21 protein-coding genes are annotated in these 20,761 nt (G+C 63.1%); 7 read left to right on the top strand and 14 right to left on the bottom strand.

The genetic code is table 11. The annotated features are described in order from the left end of the window. Positions 1 to 112 precede the first annotated feature (112 nt). Genes dsbG through dsbD form a run of 3 tightly spaced genes read right to left on the bottom strand, consistent with a single transcriptional unit; the run spans position 113 to position 3,437 of the window. Positions 113 to 874 carry a thiol:disulfide interchange protein DsbG gene (gene dsbG, locus ACP7E3_RS18065; protein WP_017845803.1) on the bottom strand — a complete coding sequence of 254 codons (762 nt, stop codon included), beginning with the start codon at positions 872 to 874 and terminating at the stop codon, positions 113 to 115. Further along, positions 850 to 1,710, bottom strand: a complete 861-nt coding sequence (locus ACP7E3_RS18070; RefSeq protein WP_046382546.1) for a TlpA disulfide reductase family protein — start codon at positions 1,708 to 1,710, stop codon at positions 850 to 852. Before ACP7E3_RS18070 ends, dsbG begins: the two co-directional genes overlap by 25 nt. Beyond that, on the bottom strand, positions 1,710 to 3,437 hold the full coding sequence (gene dsbD, locus ACP7E3_RS18075) for a protein-disulfide reductase DsbD (RefSeq protein ID WP_128192343.1): 1,728 nt from the start codon (positions 3,435 to 3,437) through the stop codon (positions 1,710 to 1,712). The genes ACP7E3_RS18070 and dsbD overlap by 1 nt, the downstream gene beginning before the upstream one ends. Positions 3,438 to 3,614: 177 nt before the next feature. On the opposite strand from dsbD, the gene ACP7E3_RS18080 reads away from it, so the two are divergent. From ACP7E3_RS18080 to ACP7E3_RS18100, 5 genes are all read left to right on the top strand, one after another. Beyond that, positions 3,615 to 4,295, top strand: coding sequence for a response regulator (locus tag ACP7E3_RS18080; RefSeq protein ID WP_046382548.1), 681 nt, complete (start codon positions 3,615 to 3,617; stop codon positions 4,293 to 4,295). Then, a complete protein-coding gene (locus ACP7E3_RS18085; protein ID WP_046382549.1) occupies positions 4,295 to 5,614 on the top strand; it encodes an ATP-binding protein in 1,320 nt (439 codons plus the stop codon). Before ACP7E3_RS18080 ends, ACP7E3_RS18085 begins: the two co-directional genes overlap by 1 nt. Before the next feature lie 124 nt (positions 5,615 to 5,738). Then, positions 5,739 to 6,506, top strand: a complete 768-nt coding sequence (locus tag ACP7E3_RS18090; protein WP_046382550.1) for an N-acetylmuramoyl-L-alanine amidase — start codon at positions 5,739 to 5,741, stop codon at positions 6,504 to 6,506. 174 nt (positions 6,507 to 6,680) lie between these two features. Next, positions 6,681 to 8,093 (top strand): aspartate aminotransferase family protein, encoded by a 1,413-nt coding sequence (locus ACP7E3_RS18095; protein WP_046382551.1) that lies wholly within the window; start codon positions 6,681 to 6,683, stop codon positions 8,091 to 8,093. A gap of 82 nt (positions 8,094 to 8,175) precedes the next feature. Then, entirely contained in the window at positions 8,176 to 8,397 is a 222-nt protein-coding gene (locus ACP7E3_RS18100) for an MbtH family protein (RefSeq protein WP_017845810.1), read from the top strand. Between the two features lie 73 nt (positions 8,398 to 8,470). Here the strand turns inward: ACP7E3_RS18100 and ACP7E3_RS18105 are convergent, their stop codons facing one another. From ACP7E3_RS18105 to minC, 7 genes are all read right to left on the bottom strand, one after another. Further along, positions 8,471 to 10,639: a mechanosensitive ion channel family protein gene (locus ACP7E3_RS18105; protein WP_057003885.1), complete on the bottom strand. Its 2,169-nt coding sequence runs from the start codon at positions 10,637 to 10,639 to the stop codon at positions 8,471 to 8,473. Positions 10,640 to 10,711: 72 nt separating this feature from the next. Further along, positions 10,712 to 10,888 carry a hypothetical protein gene (locus tag ACP7E3_RS18110; protein ID WP_169796378.1) on the bottom strand — a complete coding sequence of 59 codons (177 nt, stop codon included), beginning with the start codon at positions 10,886 to 10,888 and terminating at the stop codon, positions 10,712 to 10,714. Between the two features lie 146 nt (positions 10,889 to 11,034). Then, positions 11,035 to 12,324 carry a M18 family aminopeptidase gene (locus ACP7E3_RS18115; protein ID WP_046382553.1) on the bottom strand — a complete coding sequence of 430 codons (1,290 nt, stop codon included), beginning with the start codon at positions 12,322 to 12,324 and terminating at the stop codon, positions 11,035 to 11,037. Positions 12,325 to 12,485: 161 nt separating this feature from the next. Further along, entirely contained in the window at positions 12,486 to 13,121 is a 636-nt protein-coding gene (locus ACP7E3_RS18120) for an RluA family pseudouridine synthase (RefSeq protein ID WP_169865524.1), read from the bottom strand. A 96-nt stretch (positions 13,122 to 13,217) separates the two neighbouring features. After that, entirely contained in the window at positions 13,218 to 13,472 is a 255-nt protein-coding gene (minE, locus tag ACP7E3_RS18125; protein WP_003175252.1) for a cell division topological specificity factor MinE, read from the bottom strand. Between the two features lie 3 nt (positions 13,473 to 13,475). After that, entirely contained in the window at positions 13,476 to 14,288 is an 813-nt protein-coding gene (minD, locus tag ACP7E3_RS18130; RefSeq protein WP_003209098.1) for a septum site-determining protein MinD, read from the bottom strand. A gap of 200 nt (positions 14,289 to 14,488) precedes the next feature. Beyond that, entirely contained in the window at positions 14,489 to 15,226 is a 738-nt protein-coding gene (minC, locus tag ACP7E3_RS18135; RefSeq protein WP_017845814.1) for a septum site-determining protein MinC, read from the bottom strand. Positions 15,227 to 15,345: 119 nt separating this feature from the next. Between minC and ACP7E3_RS18140 the strand changes: the two genes are divergently transcribed. Continuing rightward, positions 15,346 to 16,281 (top strand): lipid A biosynthesis lauroyl acyltransferase, encoded by a 936-nt coding sequence (locus tag ACP7E3_RS18140; RefSeq protein WP_057003886.1) that lies wholly within the window; start codon positions 15,346 to 15,348, stop codon positions 16,279 to 16,281. 30 nt (positions 16,282 to 16,311) lie between these two features. Beyond that, positions 16,312 to 17,466 carry a patatin-like phospholipase family protein gene (locus ACP7E3_RS18145; protein WP_017845816.1) on the top strand — a complete coding sequence of 385 codons (1,155 nt, stop codon included), beginning with the start codon at positions 16,312 to 16,314 and terminating at the stop codon, positions 17,464 to 17,466. 46 nt (positions 17,467 to 17,512) lie between these two features. Here ACP7E3_RS18145 and ACP7E3_RS18150 read toward each other — a convergent pair whose 3' ends face one another. The 4 genes from ACP7E3_RS18150 to ACP7E3_RS18165 all read right to left on the bottom strand — a co-directional run bounded on the left by ACP7E3_RS18150 (position 17,513) and on the right by ACP7E3_RS18165 (position 20,638). Next, a complete protein-coding gene (locus ACP7E3_RS18150) occupies positions 17,513 to 18,298 on the bottom strand; it encodes an outer membrane protein OmpK (protein ID WP_026139882.1) in 786 nt (261 codons plus the stop codon). 15 nt (positions 18,299 to 18,313) lie between these two features. Further along, positions 18,314 to 18,499, bottom strand: a complete 186-nt coding sequence (locus ACP7E3_RS18155; protein WP_128192346.1) for a hypothetical protein — start codon at positions 18,497 to 18,499, stop codon at positions 18,314 to 18,316. A gap of 300 nt (positions 18,500 to 18,799) precedes the next feature. Then, positions 18,800 to 20,083 (bottom strand): urate hydroxylase PuuD, encoded by a 1,284-nt coding sequence (locus ACP7E3_RS18160; protein WP_169881304.1) that lies wholly within the window; start codon positions 20,081 to 20,083, stop codon positions 18,800 to 18,802. 51 nt (positions 20,084 to 20,134) lie between these two features. Then, entirely contained in the window at positions 20,135 to 20,638 is a 504-nt protein-coding gene (locus ACP7E3_RS18165; RefSeq protein ID WP_017845819.1) for an ureidoglycolate lyase, read from the bottom strand. Positions 20,639 to 20,761: the final 123 nt, after the last annotated feature.

A 20,761-nucleotide genomic window follows, 5' to 3' on the forward strand; every position in this document is an offset into this window, starting at 1 on the left:
TTCGCTGCCTGCATGGGCCTCATCGGGGCAAGCCCCCTCCCACACTCGACCGGGCTCATGCCTTCAAATGTGGGAGGGGGCTTGCCCCCGATAGCGTCAGTCCAGACGCCGCCTATTTCGGCCCAAGGATCTTCACCAACTTATCCGGCGACGGCGCCCCTTGCTGTTGCTGCAAACCGCCCTTGTCATCGAGGTAGAAAATCGCTGGCGTCGCCGACAACTCCAGCTCATCCATCAACTTCATATTGGCCTCGAGCTTGGCTTCAATCGCCGCCGGGATTTTGTCCAGCGCCTGCAACTTGCTGCCCTTGCCGGCGGCTTCGTGTTCTTGCAGGGCTTTTTGCGGGTCTGGGCTGGCCAGCAGGGCGGCGGATTTGCCTGGGCTGTCTTGGCGGATGATGCCGACCATGATGTGACGCAACTGCACCTTGCCGGCCTTGACCCAGGGCCGCGCCTGTTCCCAGAACATGTTGCAGTACGGGCAGTTGGGGTCGCTGAACAGGTAGACCGTGCGCGGCGCGTTGGTGTCGCCGTCCTGGATCCAGCTGCTTTTTTCCATCTTCGCCCAGACTTCCTTGGCCATCGGCGCGTACACCAGTTGTTCCAGGGGCGCGCTGCTCAGGTCATTGCCCTGGGCGTCGTACAGGGTGCCGGCGAGCACGCTTTTGCCGTCGGCGCTCAGGTACAGCGCCATGCCGCGGTTCTGGTACTGCGCGGCGTAGCCGGTGAGGCCGCTGGGGGCGTCGAACTTGCCGAGGATCTTGGCGCCCTTGGCTTCGATCTGTTTGATCGGGGCCGGCCAGTCTTCGGCCTGGGCCAGGGTGGCGGCCATGCTCAGTGATAACAGGGTCAGCAGGTGGCGGAGGCGGGGCATGTCGGTTTCCTTGTAGGAGGCGTGACGGCGGGGGCGGTGTCGAAGGGTTCCATGGCACGGGCCAGGCTGGCCTGGGACAGTTCACCGAGGTGGCTGTTGATCAGGCGTCCATCGGCTTGGTAGAACAGCGTGGTCGGCAAGGCCATGGAGCCCACGGCCTGGCCGAGGCGGCCGCTGGCGTCGAACAAGACGTTGTCCAGGGTCAGGCCCTGGGTCGCCAGGTAAGTGCTGACGCTTTGCATGCTTTCGGCCTGGTTGACGAACAGGAACGTCACGTCGGGGCGTTGGCGTTGGGCGCGTTCCAGTACTGGCATTTCCCGACGGCACGGCGGGCACCACGTGGCCCACAGGTTGATCACCAGCGGGCCGCCCTGGTAATCGCCCAGTTGCACCACCTCGCCGTTGGCGTTGCGCAGGGTGATGTCCGGCAGGCGCGAGCCCTTGTCATACAGGCTCAGCGACAGGCTGGTCATGCCCCAGAACAGCAGGCCGGTGATGACCCCGGCACTCAACGGTTTGCGCAGGGCCGGGCGGCGCCAGCCATACAGCAGCGCGCCGAGGATCAGTGCAATGACGCCGGGCCAGGCGAGAAAGCCGCCGTCGCGCAGGTCGACGATCTGCAGTGGATCGTTGCGGTAGTAACTCCAGTACATCAGCACAAAGCTGACGCGGGCCGTCAACATGCCCAGCAGGAACAGGCTGAACAGCACCGACTCCGGGTTCTCCCCGCCACGCTTGGCCACGCGCCAGCCCACCAGAGTGGCGAGAATCAGCGCGCCGATCAGCAGGATGTGATTCAGGGCGATGGCGAAGGTGCCGATGGTCAGGGTCAGCATCAGCGGGCATCCCGCGTCTGGGTCCAGCGTTGCAGGAACGTATCGGCATCGACTTCGCCGGTAATGCGTCGGGCGCGGCGTTCTTCACCGTCCGGGCCGATCCATACGAAGCTCGGTGGCCCCGGCACTTTGTAGCGTTCGAGCAGTGCGCGGCTGGCGGCGTTGTCGGCGGTGACGTCCAGGCGCAGCAGGCGCACGTCTTTCAAGGCGTCCATTACGTGGGGTTTGCCGAACACCTGTTTTTCCATGATCTTGCATGACACGCACCAGTCGGCGTAGTAATCCACCAGCACCCATTGGCCCTGGGCCTTGGCGCTGTCGAGCTGGCTTTGCAGCACGGCCGGGTCGTTGATCGTCATGAACGCATCGTGGGCACTCGGCGCGCCGCTGATCCGCGAGCCGCTGTAGACCTTCAGCGGTTGCCACACATCGTCGCTGCCACCTGCCGCACCGACCAGCAGCAAGCCGCCCCACAACCCGAGCACCACGGAAACGGCGCCGGACAGCATGGCGACCCGCCCGAAATCCTGGGCCAGGCGCCAGCCGCAATAGGCCATGGCCATGGCCAGCGCGCCCCACAGGCCGAGCCACAGGTTTTCCCCGACCACTGGGCGGATCATCAACACGGCGGTGGCCAGGAACAGGAAGCCGAACACGCCCTTGAGCACGTTCATCCAGGTGCCCGGCTTGGGCAGGAAGCGGTTGCCCACGGTCACCAGCAGCAACAGAGGCACGCCAATACCGATGCCCATGGCGAACAGGATCAGCCCGCCGTGCAGGGCATTACCGCTCTGGGCGATATAGAGCAGGGCGCCGGCCAGGGGCGCGGTCATGCAGGGGCCGACCAGCAGGCCGGACAGCGCGCCGAGCACTCCGGCGCCGATCAGGCTGCCGCCGCTCTGGTTGCGGCTGACGTTGTCGAGGCGATCGCGCAGGGCCACCGGCAGTTGCAGTTCGAAAAAGCCGAACATCGGCAGGGCCAGGATCACGAACAAGGCCGCGAAGCTGCCGAGTATCCACGGGGTTTGCAGCAGCGCCGCCAGGTTGCTGCCGAGCAGCGCGGCCAGTACGCCCAGCGCGGCATACACCAGCGCCATGCACACCACGTAGCTGCCGGCCAACGCAAAACCGCGACGCGGGTTGGCCCCGCTGCCGACCACCAGGCCGGCGAGGATCGGCAGCATCGGCAACGAACACGGGGCAAACGCCAGCAACAGGCCCAGGCCGAAGAACACCAGCAGGCTCCACCCCAGGCTGCGCTGCTGCAGGCCGCTGGCCAGGCTCTGGTCCTGGGCTTGTGCGGTGGCGGCGACGGCCGGGTTGCCGCCCAGGTCCACGGTCATCGACTGTGGCGGGTAACACAGGCCGGCATCGGCACAGCCCTGCCAGCCCAGCTTGACCTGGCCGGTCGTCCCCGCCGGAATCTTCACTTCGAGGCCTTGGCGGTATACTTGCTGTTCGCCGAAGAACTCATCGCTATGGGCTTCACCCTCGGGCAGCGCGGGTTTTTCGGCGAGGCCGTCGAACTTCATGCGTTGTTGGTACAGGTAATAACCATCGGCTATCTGCCAGAACAGCTGGGTTTCGCCGGACTCCAGGCGTTCGGACGTCAAGGTGAAGGCCTTGCCCACCGGGAGGAAGTCGGGTTTGGTCTCGAACGGGTTACCCGGCGCAGCCTGGGCGAATCCCGCGAACAACATCAGCAGTAAGGTAAATAGATGCCGCATGGTCAAGCCTTAGTTCGATGCAAGTGAGGCACACAATGTGTGGCGTTGATTAACCGATGATTAACCGGACGCTATTCTAGAGCGTAGGGATTATCTGATGTTGCGAACTTTGGCGGCATAATGCGCGCTTAATCGATCTGTCTTCTAATCCCCCGCATCTTTCATGAAGGGTTCAGCATGCACGTACTGGTCTGTGAAGACGACGAACTGATCGCCAGCGGCATCGTGGCCGGCCTCGGTGCCCAGGGCTTTACCGTCGAGCGCGTGGCCACCGCCGCCGCCGCGCGGGCGATGCTCAAGGCTGCCGAATTCGACATCATGGTGCTCGACCTCGGGCTGCCCGACGAAGACGGCCTCAAGTTGCTGCAACAACAGCGCAGCCAGGGCCTGGAAATTCCGGTGCTGATCCTCACCGCGCGGGATTCGGTGACCAACCGCGTCGACGGCCTGCAAGCCGGCGCCGATGATTACCTGCTCAAGCCCTTCGACCTGCGCGAACTCGCCGCGCGCCTGCAAACCTTGCTGCGGCGGGTGGCCGGGCGCAGCGTCAACCTGATCGAACACGGCCGCCTCAGTTACGACCCTAGCAGCCGCGAAACCCTGCTGGCCGGGCAGCCCGTGGACCTTTCCCGCCGTGAACAAGCGCTGTTGCAGGCGCTGCTGCACAACAAGGGCCGCGTGCTCTCCAGCGAACAGCTCAAAGACAGCGTCTACGGCTTCAACGACGAACTGGAAAGCAACGCCCTCAACGTGCATATCCACCATCTGCGGCGCAAATTGGGCAACGGCATCGTCGAAACGGTGCGTGGCCTGGGCTACCGCCTGGGGCCGGCGGATGGTGGAGAGAGCGCTTCGTGATGAGCCTGCGCCTGCGCCTGACCTTCAAGCTCGGTGCCGCTTTTGTGTTGATCTGGGCGCTGGCGGCGGCCTGGATGCTCAACGATCTGCGCAACCAGATGATGTTCTCCCTCGACCAGCGCCTGGTCGCGTCGGCGCGTATGGTCGCCGGTTTGATGGAGCAGATGCCGGGCCTGGCGAGCAGCGCCGAGGGCAAGCACTTCAGCGCCGAGCAACTGAACGTGCCGGGCGGCATGGCCTGTCAGGTCAGTTCCTTGCGCGGCGAAGTGTTGGCGCGCAGCCACACCACGCCGGACCAGGGGCTGGAATCCCATCGCAGCGGTTTTCGCGACCAGATCATCGATGGCGCGGCGTGGCGCAGCTTCACCCTGGCCCGTGGCGATCTGTTCATTACCACCGCCGACCGCCAGGTGGAGCGCGAGGCGTTGAACCTGTCGATCCTGCTGGCGGCCTCGGTGCCGGTCGGTGTGGCGTTGTTGGGCTGCCTGTGCCTGCTGTGGCTGGGGATCGGTCAAAGCCTGCAGCCGCTCAATCGCATGCGCGATGCATTGATGCGGCGCAGCGCCGATTCCCTCGAACCGTTGCAGATCCACCCGCTGCCCAGCGAGCTGAAACCGCTGCTCGACACCCAGAACCAGCTGTTGCAGCGCATCGCCAAGACCATCGAGCGCGAACGTCGCCTCACCGGCGACGCCGCCCACGAACTGCGCAGCCCGCTGACTGCGATCAAGACCCACCTGCAAGTGGCGCGCATGACCGACGGCGCGGCCCGCGACCAGTCCCTGGCCCATGCCGAGGAGGGCGCCGACCGCCTGCACCGCACCCTCGAGCAATTGCTGTTGTTGGCACGGGTGGAGGGCAGCCTGTCGTTCGACGACGGCGTGCAGTCGAGTGCCGAGCAAGTTGCACGGCTGGCGATCCAGGATGCCAACGCCGGCGACAACCAGCGCATCGACCTGATCCTGCCGGACGACCTCAGCGATACCCCGCTGGAAATGCCGGTGGGCCTGGCCGTCGCGGCCCTGCGCAACCTGCTGGACAACGCCCTGCGCCACACCCCGGCCGATACCCGGGTGGAGCTGAGTGTGTTGATGGCCGGCGATCAGGTGGTGTTCCGCGTGCGCGACCACGGCAAACAGATCGCCAGCGAAGACCTGCAATACCTGACCCAGCGCTTCTGGCGCAACGGCAACAGCGAGGGCTGCGGCCTGGGCCTGGCGATTGTGCAGGCGATCGTCCAGCGCTGCTCCTGCTCGTTGACGTTCGACAGCCAGCCGGATGGCCTGCGGGTCGATCTGGGCATGCCGCTGCGGCGCTGACCCGCGTTCTTTCGTGTGCCAAATAGTTACCGCCCGCCTGACGTTCAACCCTTCAGGATGGCGGTCATTGTTTTGCGCTTGAACGGGCCGAATGACTCGGCCTGTACCGAAAAGGACGCTTCTTATGTTGGTCATCGATACCAGTTTTCCCGCCAAGGACTTCAACGCACGCAACGGCGAGCCCGTGGCGCAAGTGGTCCTGCATTACACCGCCGCGCCCTTTATGTCATCCCTGCACACCCTGACGCGACACGGCGTCAGCGCGCACTATCTGCTGCCCGATCCGGCCGAGCCCGGCTACCGCGCCGCCGGTTACGACGAGTTGCGCGTGTTCCGCCTGGTGGATGAGAGCCAGCGCGCCTGGCATGCCGGGGCGAGCCACTGGGGCGGACGGGACAACCTCAACAGCCGCGCGATCGGCATCGAGGTCGTCAACCTGGCGCGGGATGAGGGCGGGGTGTTTACCTTTCCTGCGTACCCTCGGGAGCAGGTGGAGGTATTGATTGAATTGCTGCGCGACATTCTCGCGCGTTACCCGCACATCGGCCCGAGCGACATCCTCGGGCATTCGGATGTGGCGTACTGGCGCAAGAGCGATCCGGGGCCGCGCTTGCCTTGGCGCGGCCTGTTCGAGGCGGGCGTGGGGGCCTGGTTCGATGAAGCAACGCGGGCGATGTATCAGCGCCGCTTTTGTGTCGGGTTACCGCCCGAGGTGGAAGTGGAGCGGGCGTTTCAGCGCTACGGGTATAAACCGGCGCAGAATCGCCAGGCGTTCGAGCTGCGGACCCGCGCGTTTCAAATGCACTTTCGGCCCAGGGATTACGGCGGGGCCCTGGATGCTGAGACGTGTGCGATTTTGTATGCGCTGAATGACAAGTATCGGGGCCTTTGACAGCGAGCGCGGCTCAATTGGCGGCGCTTGATCCGTCCGTTAACCGCCATAACTCCTAAATCCATTCGACGCTGGTGCGTTTCCACAACAGGCAATCCGCGCGCAGGCCCTTGGGCCAGACGCCAACGGATCGGCAGTTTGGTCACCATCACCCGCGTATCGAGGGATCCAGAGATGTCAGTCGCTACCAGCCAAATCGCAGACGCTCGGGTGCAGGTCAGCCCGGCGCCCGTGGAAACGCTCTACCAGTTCGACGAAAGCCCGCTGCTGGCACGCCAGCGCCAGCAGGAGTCCAACGCCCGCAGCTACCCGCGGCGCATCCCTTTGGCACTCAAGCGCGCCAAGGGCATCTACGTGGAAGACGTGGAAGGCCGCCGTTTCATCGACTGCCTGGCCGGCGCGGGTACCTTGGCGTTGGGGCATAACCACCCGGTGGTGATCGCCGCCATCCAGCAGGTGTTGAGCGACGAACTGCCGTTGCACACCCTCGACCTGACCACCCCGGTCAAGGACCAATTCGTGCAAGACCTGTTCGGCCTGTTGCCGGCCGCGTTGGCGCAGGAGGCGAAAATCCAGTTCTGCGGCCCCACCGGCACTGACGCGGTGGAGGCCGCGTTGAAGCTGGTACGCACCGCCACGGGGCGTAGCACGGTGTTGTCGTTCCAGGGCGGTTATCACGGCATGAGCCAGGGCGCGCTGAGCTTGATGGGCAGCCTGGGGCCGAAGAAACCCTTGGGCGCCTTGCTCGGCAATGGCGTGCAATTTCTGCCGTTCCCCTACGATTACCGCTGCCCGTTCGGCCTGGGCGGCGCGCAAGGCGTGCGGGTCAACCTGCATTATCTGGAAAACCTGCTCAACGACCCGGAAGCCGGGGTGCTGTTGCCGGCGGCGGTGATTGTCGAAGTGGTGCAGGGCGAGGGTGGCGTGATCCCGGCGGACCTCGACTGGCTGCGCGGCCTGCGGCGGATCACCGAGCAGGCGGGTGTGGCGTTGATCGTCGATGAAATCCAGAGCGGTTTCGCGCGCACCGGCAAGATGTTCGCCTTCGAACACGCGGGCATCATTCCGGATGTGGTGGTGATGTCCAAGGCCATCGGCGGCAGCCTGCCGTTGGCGGTGGTGGTGTACCGCGACTGGCTCGACACCTGGTTGCCGGGCGCCCATGCCGGCACCTTCCGTGGCAATCAGATGGCGATGGCGGCAGGGTCGGCGGTGATGCGCTACCTCAAGGAGCACGACCTGGCCGGCCATGCGGCGGCGATGGGCGAGCGCCTGGCGGAGCAGTTGCGCATCCTGCAGCGCGACTTTGCGCAATTGGGCGATATTCGCGGGCGCGGGTTGATGCTCGGCGTGGAACTGGTGGACCCGAACGGCGCGCCGGATATCCAGGGCCACCCGCCGGTCCACCGCCAACTGGCGCCGCTGGTGCAGCGCGAATGCCTCAAGCGCGGCCTGATTCTGGAACTGGGCGGCCGCCATGGCAGCGTGGTGCGCTTCCTGCCGCCGTTGGTGATCAGCGCCGCCCAGATCGACCAGGTCGCCGAGATCTTCGGGCGTGCCCTGGCTGCGGCGGTCGCCAGCCTCTAATTTTTTACCCGCCTGGTACGTTCCTACAGATATCAGCGCTGCGCGTGGTGCGCAGCCGGCCTTTGAGCGATGGAGAACAGCAATGACCTCAGTATTCGACCGCGACGACATCCTGTTTCAGGTAGTGGTCAACCATGAAGAACAGTATTCGATCTGGCCCGACTACAAGGCCGTGCCGGAAGGCTGGCGAACCGTGGGCAAGAGCGGCATGAAGAAGGAGTGCCTGGCCTACATCGAAGAGGTCTGGACCGACATGCGGCCGTTGAGCCTGCGCCAGAAAATGGACGGCACCGCGCTGGCTTGAGCCCGCGACACTGACACCAGCGAAGATCCAATGTGGGGGCTCGACCGCTTGCTCCCACATTGACCCTCAGGACTCAGGCGTTCTTGTCTTTCTCCAGCCCGCCCGACGCGCCGGTCACCACTTGCACACTCAGGCGCGGCGTGGCCAGGTCCAGCCCAGCCTCGTCCAGATGACGTTTCAGCGACAGGTTGAACGCCCGCGACACTTCCCATTGCTTGATCGGCGCGGTCTTGAAGCGCGCCCGCAGAATCGCACTGCCTGACTCGAAACTTTCCACGCCCTGAATCTCCAGCGGTGACCAGATATTGCGGCGTTGCAGCGGGTCGTTGCGCATTTTCTGGCCGACGTCGCGCATCAACTTGATCGCATCGTCGATTTCCATGTTGTAGGGGATCGCCACCCGGAAGATCGCGTAGCCGAACTCACGGGAGTAGTTCTTGATGCTCTTGATCTCGCTGAACGGGATGGTATGCACGATGCCGTCGATGTCGCGCAGGCGCACAGTACGGATGGTCAGGCCCTCGACCGTGCCGAGGTGGCCGCCGACGTCGACGTAGTCGTCGATGGCCAGGGAGTCTTCGATGATGATGAACAGGCCGGTGATCAAGTCCGCCACCAGCGACTGCGCGCCAAAACCGATGGCCAGGCCGATCACACCGGCACCGGCCAGCAGCGGCGTGACGTTCATGCCCATGTTGGCCAGGGCGACGATGGCGGCAATGATGAAGATGGTCACGAACAGCACGTTGCGGATCAGCGGCATCATGGTCTGCGCACGGGCGTTGGCCAGGCCTTTGCGCGAACGGGTGAGGGCGTGATGGATCGCGGTGTCGCTGAGAATCCAGATCAGCCAGGCAAACAGCAGCGTGCCGCCGAGGCCGAACAGCTTGACGCTGATTTCATGGCCGTCGCCTTCGGTGAAGCGGATCAGCGACAGGCCCCAGACCCGTAGCCCCAGCTCGATAAACGTCAGCCACACCAGCAGGTGGGCGAGGGTGTAGACGAAACTCTTCAAGCGCTCGGAGTACAGCGCATGGCGCTTGTGCCCGCGTTGCGGCTTGAGGGCATGGCGGCGTACCAGGCCGTTGATCACCATGCACAGCACCAGCAACACCGTGCAGAGCAGCGACTGGCGCAAGGCGGTGCTGGTGTCGCCGGCGGAGACGAAGGTGGCGAACAGTGAAATGCCGACCAACAGCAGGGCCGGGATGTACCAGAAGGTGCCGATGATTTCGATCGTGTCGCTGAGGGCGCGGCGGGTCAGGCGGCGGGACAGCGGCTGGTTGCGGATCAGGTGCGCAATCGGCCGGCGGAAGCGCAGGATGAACACGCCGGTGGACAACGCGGCCATCACATTGGCGACGGTTGCCGCCGTGTGCGCCAGGTGCTGGCCAAGCGCAGCGACCAGCCTGGGGTCGCCCAGGGCTTCGCCAAAGGCGGCGAAACTGCCGATCCACCACAACGGCCGGAACGCCTGGCGCCGCAGGATATACAACGCGTGACGGCGATGGGGGCCGTCCAGCACGGAGAATGCGATCACGCAGATCGCCGAGAAACAGGTGCCGACCACCAGCGCATACGCCAGCACCATCGCCAGGGACTTGCCCAGGGACGAGGGCAACGCGTAACTCAGGTACACGGTGATCACCAGCGCGATCAGCCACGGCCCCAGTTTGCGCAGGGCGAAGCGCAGCATGTCCCAGGTGCGCGGGTGTTGCGGCAGTTCTTCGGTCAGGCCGAAGCGCTCGCGCACCCGGTGGCTGAGCCAGATCAGCGCGGCGGCCAGCAGGCTCCACACGGCGAGGATCAGGGCAAAGCCGAAGATGATCGGCAGCCATTCGTTGGCCGGCAGCATCAAGGCCTCGAGTTCATCTGTGGCCATGTCCACTTCGTCGGACCAGCGTCCCAGTGGGCTGTCGGCGCCGGAAAACTGCTGCTCAAGGCCGGACAGCGTGCTGCCGATCAGCCCGAGCACGCCTTGTTCGGCGGCCGGCTGGGCCTTTTGCGTGGTCTGGCGCAGCTTTTTCAGGTCGTTCAGCAACTGGGTGCGTTGCTGGTCGTTTTCCAGGGTCTTGATCACCTCGTCCAGCGACTGACCCAGCGGCAGCTCGGCCTGGGGTTGCGGCTTGCTGGTGCCACCCAGCAGCCCGGGCAAACCCACGGCCTGGGCCGGGGCGAGCGGGAGCAGGGTGAGCAGGGCGATCAGCAAACAGCAGGGCAGGGCAAGCAGACGGGAAAGCACGAGGCGGTCAACCTTGAAAACGACGAATTGACCGAGTGTACGAGGCCCCTATGCCCAATGCGAGTGCATTTGTTATTCAGCGAGTTTAGCGAGGATCTTGTAAACCACGGTGCCCAGAATCAACAGCATGCCGATCCACATGCTGAACACGCCGAGGGGCTTGTCACGAAAGTTGAAGCCGACCGCGAGCATGATCATGCCGATCAGGATAGGGATGAGCATGGCGTGGAAGGAGGACATGGTGATCATGAGGCGATGGCCTTCTCAGAGTGGGAATACTGACAAGTCTAGGTGGGATTGCGGGAAATGCAGGTGATATAGATCAGGTCCACGCGAAGCCAAATGTGGGAGGGGGCTTGCTCCTCCCATATGTTTAACTGCATTCGGCCTTTGGATCAGGGCAGATCGCGGCTTGCGTAGAACGCGCCGAGCACTTTCACCAGATGTGCCAGGTCATGGCTGCCGCACAGTTCGCGAATGGAGTGCATGGCGAACGTCGGCAAACCGATGTCGACGGTCCGCACGCCCAGGTGGCTGGCAGTGATCGGGCCGATGGTCGAGCCACAGCCCATGTCGCTGCGCACCACAAAGCTCTGCACCGGGACTTCCTCGGCCATGCACAGGTGGCGGAAGAAACCGGCGGTTTCGCTGTTGGTGGCGTAGCGCTGGTTGCTGTTGACCTTGATCACCGGGCCGGCATTGAGTTTCGGGCCGTGGTTGGCGTCATGCTTGTCGGCATAGTTCGGGTGGACGCCGTGGGCATTGTCGGCCGATACCAGCAGCGATTTCTGAATGGTGCGGACAAATTCGTCACCTTCGGGCAGCAGGCGGCGCAGGGTCTGCTCGAGCATCGGGCCATCGGCACCGCAGGCCGAGCAGGAGCCGACTTCTTCGTGGTCGTTGCACACCAGCACGCAGGTTTCATCGGTCTCGCTGGTGAGCAAGGCTTGCAGGCCGGCGTAGCACGACAGCAGGTTGTCCAGGCGGGCGCCGGCGATGAAGTCGCCATTGAGGCCGATCACGGCGGCGCTTTGGGTGTCGTAGAAGCTCAGCTCGTAATCGAGCACCACATCGGCGTTCAGCCCGTGCTCGCGAGCCAACTGCTCGGTGAGCACGGCGCGGAAGTCCACGCGCTCGTCGCCGGCGAACTGCGCGAGGATCGGCGGCAGTTCGGTCTGGGCATTGATCGCCCAGCCCTGGTTGGCTTCACGGTTCAGGTGGATCGCCAGGTTGGGGATGATGGCAATCGGCAGCTTGAAGTCGATCAGCTGGCTTTCGACCTTGCCGTCGCGGCGGAAGGTCACGCGGCCGGCCAGGGACAGGTCGCGGTCGAACCACGGCGCCAGTAATGCGCCGCCGTAGACTTCGACGCCCAGTTGCCAGAAACCCTGGCGTTGCAGCTCGGGTTGTGGCTTGACCCGCAGGCACGGGCTGTCGGTGTGGGCGCCGACCAAGCGGATACCGCCCTGCAGCGGCGAATGGCGGCCGAGCTTGAAGGCGATGATCGAGGAGTCGTTGCGGGTCACGTAATAGCGCCCGTTGGCTTCGGTGGTCCAGGTGTCGCGCTCGTCGAGACGCTGGTAACCGGCCGCTTCGAGGCGTTGGGCCAGGGCCGCAGTGGCATGAAAAGGAGTAGGGGAGGCCTTGAGGAAGTCGATCAGGCCTTGATTCAACGCTTCGCGCATAAATAGCTCCAGACAGCAATGCGCGGAGTTTACCGTTCGATGGCGAGAAGTGCACAGCACAAATGTGGGAGGGGGCTTGCCCCCGATGGCGGAGTGTCAGTCACTGCATTTGTTCACTGACCCACTGCAATCCCCTCCCACATTTGACGGTGTTTACAGCTTTAGAAGGGCGCCGGGCACTCGAAGCGCAGCCGCTCGCCGCTTTGCGGGTGGGTGAAGCTCAGCATGCTCGCGTGCAGGCACAGGCGCGGCCAGGCGGCCAGGGCTTGTTCATGGGCGTACAAGCCGTCGCCGAGCAGCGGGTGGCCGATGGAAAGCATGTGTACCCGCAACTGGTGCGAGCGCCCGGTGATCGGCGTCAGCTCGACGCGGCACCAGTCATCGCAACGTTCCAGCACCTTCCAGAAGGTCAGCGCATGCTTGCCGAACTCGTGGTCGACCACATGGCGTGGCTTGGTTGGCGGATCGTAGCGCAGGGGCAGGTCGATGCTGCCGCTGTCCAGTTCCGGTTGACCCCAGGCCAGGGCGGTGTAGGCCTTTTCGGTTTCGCGGTCATGAAACTGGCGGGACAGTTCGCGGTGGGTGTCGGCGTCCCGCGCGAGCAGGATGATCCCGGAAGTTTCCCAATCCAGGCGATGGACGATTCGGGCCTCTGGGTAGCCGTTTTCCTGCAGGCGGGTGATCAGGCAGTCCTTGTTGTCGTCGGCGCGGCCGGGCACCGAGAGCAGCAGAGTCGGCTTGTTCACCACCAGGACGGCGGCGTCCTGGTAGAGGATATGGATGTTGGACAACGGCATTAAACAGCCTCGTAACAAACGCCAACGGCGGCTCGATCACCCGGCTCCCGCAAAGGGATCAAGGTGACGGAGCCGCCGTGGCGACCGCCCTTTCGATCAACGATCGGGCAGGGTGATATTGAGTTCCAGAATCGAGCAGCTGCCGTCGTTTTCCAGGGCGACATGTACGTCGTCGTTGCCGATATTGACGTACTTGCGGATCACCTCGACCAGTTCCTTCTGCAAGGCTGGCAGGTAGTCCGGGGTGCTGCGTTGGCCGCGTTCGTGCGCCACGATGATCTGTAGACGCTCTTTCGCTACCGACGCGGTACTTGGCTTTTTGTTGGCGCGAAAGAAGTCGAGAAATTTCATTGTTTAGTTGCCTCCAAAGATACGCTCGAAGAATCCCTTCTTCTTGACATCGAGGAAGCGGTGTTCCACGGTCTTGCCCAGTAAGCGATCAACCGCGTCGCTGTACGCCTGGCCGGCGTCGCTCTGGTCGTCCAGAATCACCGGGACGCCCTGGTTGGAGGCCTTCAGCACCGCCTGGGACTCGGGAATGACACCCAGCAGGGTCACTGCGAGGATCTCTTTGACGTCTTCAACGCCGAGCATCTCGCCATTGCTGACGCGCTCAGGGTTGTAGCGGGTGAGCAGCAGGTGCTCCTTGATCGGGTCTTCGCCTTTTTCGGCGCGCTGGGACTTGCTGGCCAGCAGGCCGAGCATGCGGTCCGAGTCACGTACCGAGGAGACTTCCGGGTTGGTCACCACGATGGCTTCGTCGGCGAAGTACATCGCCAGGTGAGCACCGGTTTCGATACCGGCCGGGGAGTCGCACACCACGTATTCGAAGGTTTCCTTCAGTTCAGCGAGGACTTTGCCTACGCCTTCCTTGGTGAGCGCATCTTTGTCGCGGGTCTGACTGGCGGCCAGTACGTACAGGTTCTCAAGGCGCTTGTCCTTGATCAGGGCCTGTTGCAGGTTGGCTTCACCGTTGACCACGTTGACGAAGTCGTACACCACGCGGCGTTCGCAGCCCATGATCAGGTCGAGGTTACGCAAACCGACGTCGAAGTCGACGATGACTGTCTTGTGGCCGCGCAGAGCGAGGCCGGTACCGATAGCGGCGCTGGTGGTGGTCTTACCCACACCACCCTTGCCGGATGTAACCACGAGAATCTTGGCCAAGGTGTTTCACCCCTAAGGAAAAAGGACTTTTCAGCCCCCGAAAAACATCTCTTGGAACTCGCTGCAGGCGGACAGCCTTTGTAGGGAAAAGAGGTGGTTTCCGCGTGGAAACGCCAACTTCAAACTAGTCCTACGCAAGTCTTGCCGGTTTCGCTGTGCTATCAGAGTCTAGAGATGCTTGGAAAATGCGGCAGTATCCGTTAAAGACGGATGATGTTCAACACATCGCCCGACAGGCTGACTTGTACCGCGGCGCCCCACAGCGGATCGCGGCGCAAATCTTCGGAAACCTTGTACTGACCCGCGATCGAAACGAGTTCAGCGGTCAACTGCTGGCAAAAAATACGTGCCTTGGTATCACCCTTGATGCCGGCGAGGGCACGTCCGCGCATGGGGCCGTATACATGGATGTTGCCATCGGCCAGAAGTTCCGCGCCCGGACTGACCGACGAGATCACCACCAGGTCGCCGCCCTGGGCGTAAATCTGCTGCCCGCCGCGCACGGGGGAGGTGATGATCTTGGTCGGCTTGACCGTCGGCTCCGGCGGTTTTTCCGGTTTTTTCTTCACTTCACCGGCCAACGGATCGAGCGGGCGCTCGCGGGCACCGGACGGTGGCAGTACTGGCAGTTCAATAGCGATGGCGGCGGCAATGTCTTCGATACGGCTGGCACGAATCGCCAGGGTGCGCAGGCCATGGGAGCGGCACACGCGCATCAGGCCCGGCAGGTCGATTGCGCCTTGGCCGGCTGGCAGCTTGTCCAGGGCCAGCACCAGCGGCGCGTTGTTGAAAAAGTTCGGTGCCAGGGCGACCTTGGCGGCGAGCTGGCGGTCCAGGGCGTCGAGGTCATTGCGGGCCAATTCCAGCACGGTAATGGCGAGCATGCTGCCTTTCAGCTGGAACACGGGATCTTGGTCTAGCGGTTCGGTTTGGCTCATGGTCGGCAAAAGCGGCTTGTCACGAAAAGTGTCGAGACTTATAACGAGAACAACCACTGGCCGCAAGCCGAGTCGAACCGTTGTAGAATGCGCGGCCCTTGTCTTTACCGGAATCTGTAATGGATCGCCCGCGTTTTCGAGCTGTATTTTTTCACCCGCGATTTTGGCTGCTATGGCTGGGACTCGGCCTGTTGTGGCTGGTCACTCAATTGCCATACCGCGCGCTGCTGACCATTGGTCGCCTGCTGGGCGCGGGCATGTACCGCGTGGCCGGCGAACGTCGCCGCATCGCCGCGCGCAACCTGGAACTGTGCTTCCCGGAAAAGTCCGCGCAAGAGCGTAAACATTTGCTCAAGGAAAACTTCGCCTCCACCGGCATCGCCTTCTTTGAAATGGCCATGAGCTGGTGGTGGTCGCGCCAGCGCCTGGCGCGGCTGGCCCACGTCGAAGGCCTGGAGCACCTCAAGCAGGCTCAGTTGGACGGCAAGGGCGTGATCCTCATGGCCCTGCATTTCACCACCCTGGAAATCGGCGCGGCCCTGCTCGGGCAAAAACACACGATCGACGGCATGTACCGCGAGCACGGCAACCCGCTGTTCGACTTTATCCAGCGCCGTGGCCGCGAGCGCCACAACCTCGACTCCCTGGCCGTGGAGCGTGAAGACGTGCGCGGCATGCTCAAGCTGCTGCGCGCCGGCCGCGCCATCTGGTACGCGCCGGACCAGGACTACGGCGCCAAGCAAAGTATCTTCGTGCCGCTGTTCGGCATCCAGGCCGCCACCGTGACCGCTACCAGCAAGTTCGCCCGCCTGGGCAAGGCGCTGGTGGTGCCGTTTACCCAGGAGCGCCTGGCCGACGGCAGCGGTTATCGCCTGGTGATCCACCCGCCGTTGAGCGATTTCCCCGGCGAAACCGATGAGATCGATTGCCTGCGCATCAACCAGTGGGTCGAGACCTCGGTGCGCGAATGCCCCGAGCAATACCTGTGGACCCATCGCCGCTTCAAGAGCCGGCCGCCGGGTGAGCCCAAGTTGTACGAAAAACGCCGTCGGTAAGACCCGCCTTTCTCTACATGGAGTGACGCAATGCGCCCAGCTGAACCGGTTACAGGCTTGATTCTTTCCGGCGGCGGGGCGCGTGCGGCGTATCAGGTGGGGGTACTGGCGGCGATTGCCGAGTTGCTGCCGCCGGGCGCGGCCAATCCGTTTCCGGTGATCGTCGGCACATCGGCCGGCGCGATCAACGCGGTGAGCCTGGCCAGTGGCGCCATGGACTTCAGTGCGGCGATCGAGCGTCTGACGGCGTTCTGGCAGGGCTTCCGCAGCCACCTGGTGCTGCGCAGCGATTGGCCGGGGGTGATTCACCAGGCCGCTCGTTTCTGTTTCCACAGCCTGCTCGGCCTGGGCGCCCAGGTCCCGGTGGCGCTGCTCAACAGCGCGCCGCTACGGGACCTGCTGCACGAGATGCTGCACCTGGATGGCATCGACCAGGCCATCCGCGAAAAACACCTGAAGGCGGTGGCGGTCACGGCCTTCGGTTACGAGTCCGGGCAAGCAGTGACCTTTTACCAGGGCGGCGGCACCATCGATGCCTGGCTGCGCCATCGGCGTATCGGTGTGCCCAGCCGACTCACGGTCGAACACCTGTTGGCCAGTTCGGCGATCCCCTTGCTGTTTGCTCCGGTGAAGCTCGACCAGGAATATTTCGGCGATGGCGCGGTGCGGCAATCGGCCCCCATCAGCCCGGCCTTGCACCTGGGCGCCAGCCGCGTGCTGGTGGTGGGTGTCAGCGGCAACCCGCGCGGCGTCGAGCATGAACACGCCTCGCAGCGCGCCTACACCGGCCAGCAGCCGACCCTGGCGCAGATCGGTGGGCACATGCTCAACAGCACGTTCATTGACAGCCTGGAAAGCGATATCGAGTTGCTGGAGCGCTTGAACCAGTTCAGCCATTTCCAGCCCGCCGACAGCGCGGCCCGGGGCCTGGCGCCGGTGGATGTGCTGGTGATTGCGCCGAGTCAGCCGATCGATGAAATCGCGGCGCGGCATCGGCAGGAATTGCCCGCGGCGTTGCGCCTGTTCCTGCGCGGGCCGGGTGCGACCAAGACCAGCGGGGCGGGAGTGCTCAGTTACTTGCTGTTCGAGGCGGGGTATTGCAGCGAGTTGATCGAGTTGGGGCGCAGTGATGCGCTGGCCAAGCGCGAGGAGATAACCCGGTTTTTGGGGCTGTCCCCTAGCTGAATTTGGGAGCAGGCACGCCAGCTCCCCCATCAGGCCCGCGGTGTGGTCAGAAGTGGTACTTGACCAAAAAGCTCGCCGTATCCTGGTTGGTCTTGAACGCACCGGAATCTTCGATCCCATACTTGTTCTTCCAGTAGTCGTATTCAAAACCGACGTACAGCTGTTTCTCGCCCCAGTTCAACGCCTTGCCCAGGTCATATTTGACTTGTGGGTTGAAGTGCAGGTTGGCGTGATAAGTGCCACGGGCGTTCTTGTCGTTGTCGACCACCCAATCCATATAGCCGTCGATCAGGATGTTGGAGTTGCCCACTGGAAGGGTGTACGACCACACCGGGGTGATCTGCCACACACCGTCGCCCGGGCGATTGCCTTCGGTCTGGCGCTGGTAGAAGTTCAACTGGAAGTAGTCGAAACCAGGGATGTTCAGGTCGAAGCCCGGGCCCAGCAGGTACGATTCGTTATCGCCTTCGCCGAACTCATAAGTGAATGCCAGCAATACATCTTTGATCGGTCCGAAGGACAAGTCCTTGTCGAAAATCTTGCCGAACGATAGACGCGGGCTGAACTCGCCGTAGTAAGTACTGGGGCCGACGTTGCCGTCTTCCTTGCCGTTGTAAAAGATGCGGTCGAGGAAAAAGAAGTTGTCGCCGTACTTCCACGCATCGGCGTGTTCAAACGTGACGGTCTGTTGGATCTGCGGGTTGACGGTGAAGTTTTTGCCCCACAGGTACGTCAGGCTGTTGTTCTGCCACTGCAACAAGTCGCCGGCAACGGCTTGGCCGCCCGCCAGCAGGGTTGCCGCCAGCATCAGGCCTTTGAACATAGGTTTCATTCGGTTGCTCCCGAGTTAAAGTTTTATGGTTTTTCTTCTAAGCAGGCGCTCTGGTGTGGCGCCTTTTGGTTCGCTGAAAAAAATCGTCTGTTCGGTCAGCTTTAATGCTTTTAGCAAGAGCTGCGCCAAGGTGTAAAAAAAGCCAAAAAAATCCCCGTCGGCTGCAGCGGCTGCAGTCGAATTCAGAGGGCTTTTGCGCACTTGGGCCGCCGCCCGCAGGCCGGGATAAGTTGGCCTTGCAGTCAGCTTTTACATTCGCTGTTTTTTTTTCAGTCGATTCGAGCGGGCGCGGAGAATACTGGCTCCAAAGCCTTGGCTCAAGTGCGCTGTTAGAGCGCGCGTGGGGCGAGAATGGGGCACGGCTTGTGGCCGTCCCCAGGTCAAAGGTGTACATGTGGGCGTTCCCTGTTCGTTATTGTTTTTGTTGTGACGAAGGAATCAATGAGTGTGGGCGACGGCGGGTCGTTCAGAACCGCCCACATTGGGATCTGTGTGAGTCAGTCAGTGCGTGCGGGCGCCCTGGTTGATCCAGGTGCCGATCAGATCGCGTTCCTGCTGGGTCATCTGGGTGATGTTGCCCAACGGCATGATCTGGCTCGCCACGGCCTGCGCCTGAATGCGCGCGGCCTGTTGCTGGATCTGCGTCGGCGTGTCGAACATCACCCCCGCCGGTGCGGTGCTGAACAGCGGGCTGGTGGGCTTGGCCGAATGGCACACGGCGCAGCGTGCCTGGATCACCCCATGCACCTTGTCGAAGTCGACCGTCGCCTGGGCCGGCGCGGGTGCCGCAGCGGGGGCGGCCGGTGCGACGGGTTTCTCGCCGCCGCCCAATGCGGTCTCCGGCAACGGCTGGTACTCGATGGCCGCCGGTGCCTTGGCCACTTCGGCGATCGGCTTGGGCCCGGTGACATACGCCAGGCAAATCATCGCCAACGCGCCCACCGGCAAGGTCCAGGCATATTTCTGGCTGTTGTGCCGGGTGTTGAAATAATGCCGCACCAACACCGCCGCCACGGCGATCCCCGCCAGGATCAGCCAGTTGTAGTGGCTGCCGTAGGTGCTCGGGAAGTGGTTGCTGATCATGATGAACAGCACCGGCAAGGTGAAGTAGTTGTTGTGCCGTGAACGCAGCAAGCCCTTGGCCGGCAGGGCCGGGTCCGGCGTGCGCTGCTCCGCGATCGCCGCCACCAGCGCGCGTTGTGCCGGCATGATGATGCGGAACACGTTGCCCACCATGATGGTGCCGATGATCGCCCCCACATGCAGGTACGCGCCCCGGCCGCTGAACACTGTGCTGAAGCCGTATGCCGCCGCGATCAACAGCACGAACAGGATCAAGCCGAGCAGGGCCGGGCGTTTGCCCAGGGCCGAGTCGCAGAGAAAGGAGTAGATGAACCAGCCGGCGAACAGTGAGCCGATGCCCAGCAACACGCCTTCGGTGCCGCTCAGGCTGCTGCCGGGTGCGAGCAGGTACAGCGTCGGGTTGAGGTAGAACACCACGCACAGCAGCGCGACGCCCGACATCCAGGTGAAATAGGCTTCCCATTTGAACCAGTGCAGGTTGTCCGGCATGGTCGGCGGGGCCAGTTTGTATTTTTCCAGGTGGTAGATACCGCCACCGTGGATCGCCCACAAGTCACCGGAAAGGCCGTCCTTGGGGTTGACGCGGTTGAGGTTGTTTTCCAGCCAGACGAAGTAAAACGACGCGCCGATCCAGGCCACGCCAGTGATCATATGAACCCAGCGCACGCTGAGGTTCAGCCATTCCAACAGATGTGCTTCCACAGTCTTTACCTCTCGCCTGTCACCCTTGTTGTCGGGTGATCCGGCCTTCTCTTATTGGTGGGGGGCGAGGATCAACCGCTCATCCTCTTTGAAAAAATGCTCATCGCAGTTATTGCCGGTGCCACTGCGATCAACCACCAGGAAGTCATCCCGCTTTTCGATCGTCAGCACCGGGTGGTGCCAGACGCCGCGATGGTAATTAATGCCCTGCCTGCCGTTGGTGACGAAGGCGCGGACCAAGCCTGATACAGGTGCATCGCCAAGTGGCGCGACCACGATCAGAAAGGGGTTGCCGAGCAGCGGAATGAAGGCCTGGCTGCCCAGCGGGTGTCGCTCCAGCATGCACACGGTCAGCGGCATTTCCAGCGCGTCGGCGCGGAAGATGCTGATGATGGCGTGGTCTTGCGGCTGGGCGGTTTCCACCGTTGCCAGCTTGTGAAAACGCATGGTCGACCCGTTGTTGATCATGAAGTGCTCGCTGCCGTCGGTTTCGATCACGTCTCCGAAGGGGGCGAAGGCTTCTTTGGTCAGGGGTTCGATCATCAGTGTGCGCATGGCTGGCTTCTTAATCTGTTGGGTTATTGATGGACCGTTGTAGGAGCAAGCTTGCTCGCGAAGGTCGTCAACGATAACGCGTGCATCCTGAATGAACGCGGTGTCCTTGAGTTTTTCGCGAGC

This window comes from Pseudomonas sp. PSPC2-3 (genome assembly GCF_049898265.1).
GTDB lineage: Bacteria > Pseudomonadota > Gammaproteobacteria > Pseudomonadales > Pseudomonadaceae > Aquipseudomonas > Aquipseudomonas veronii.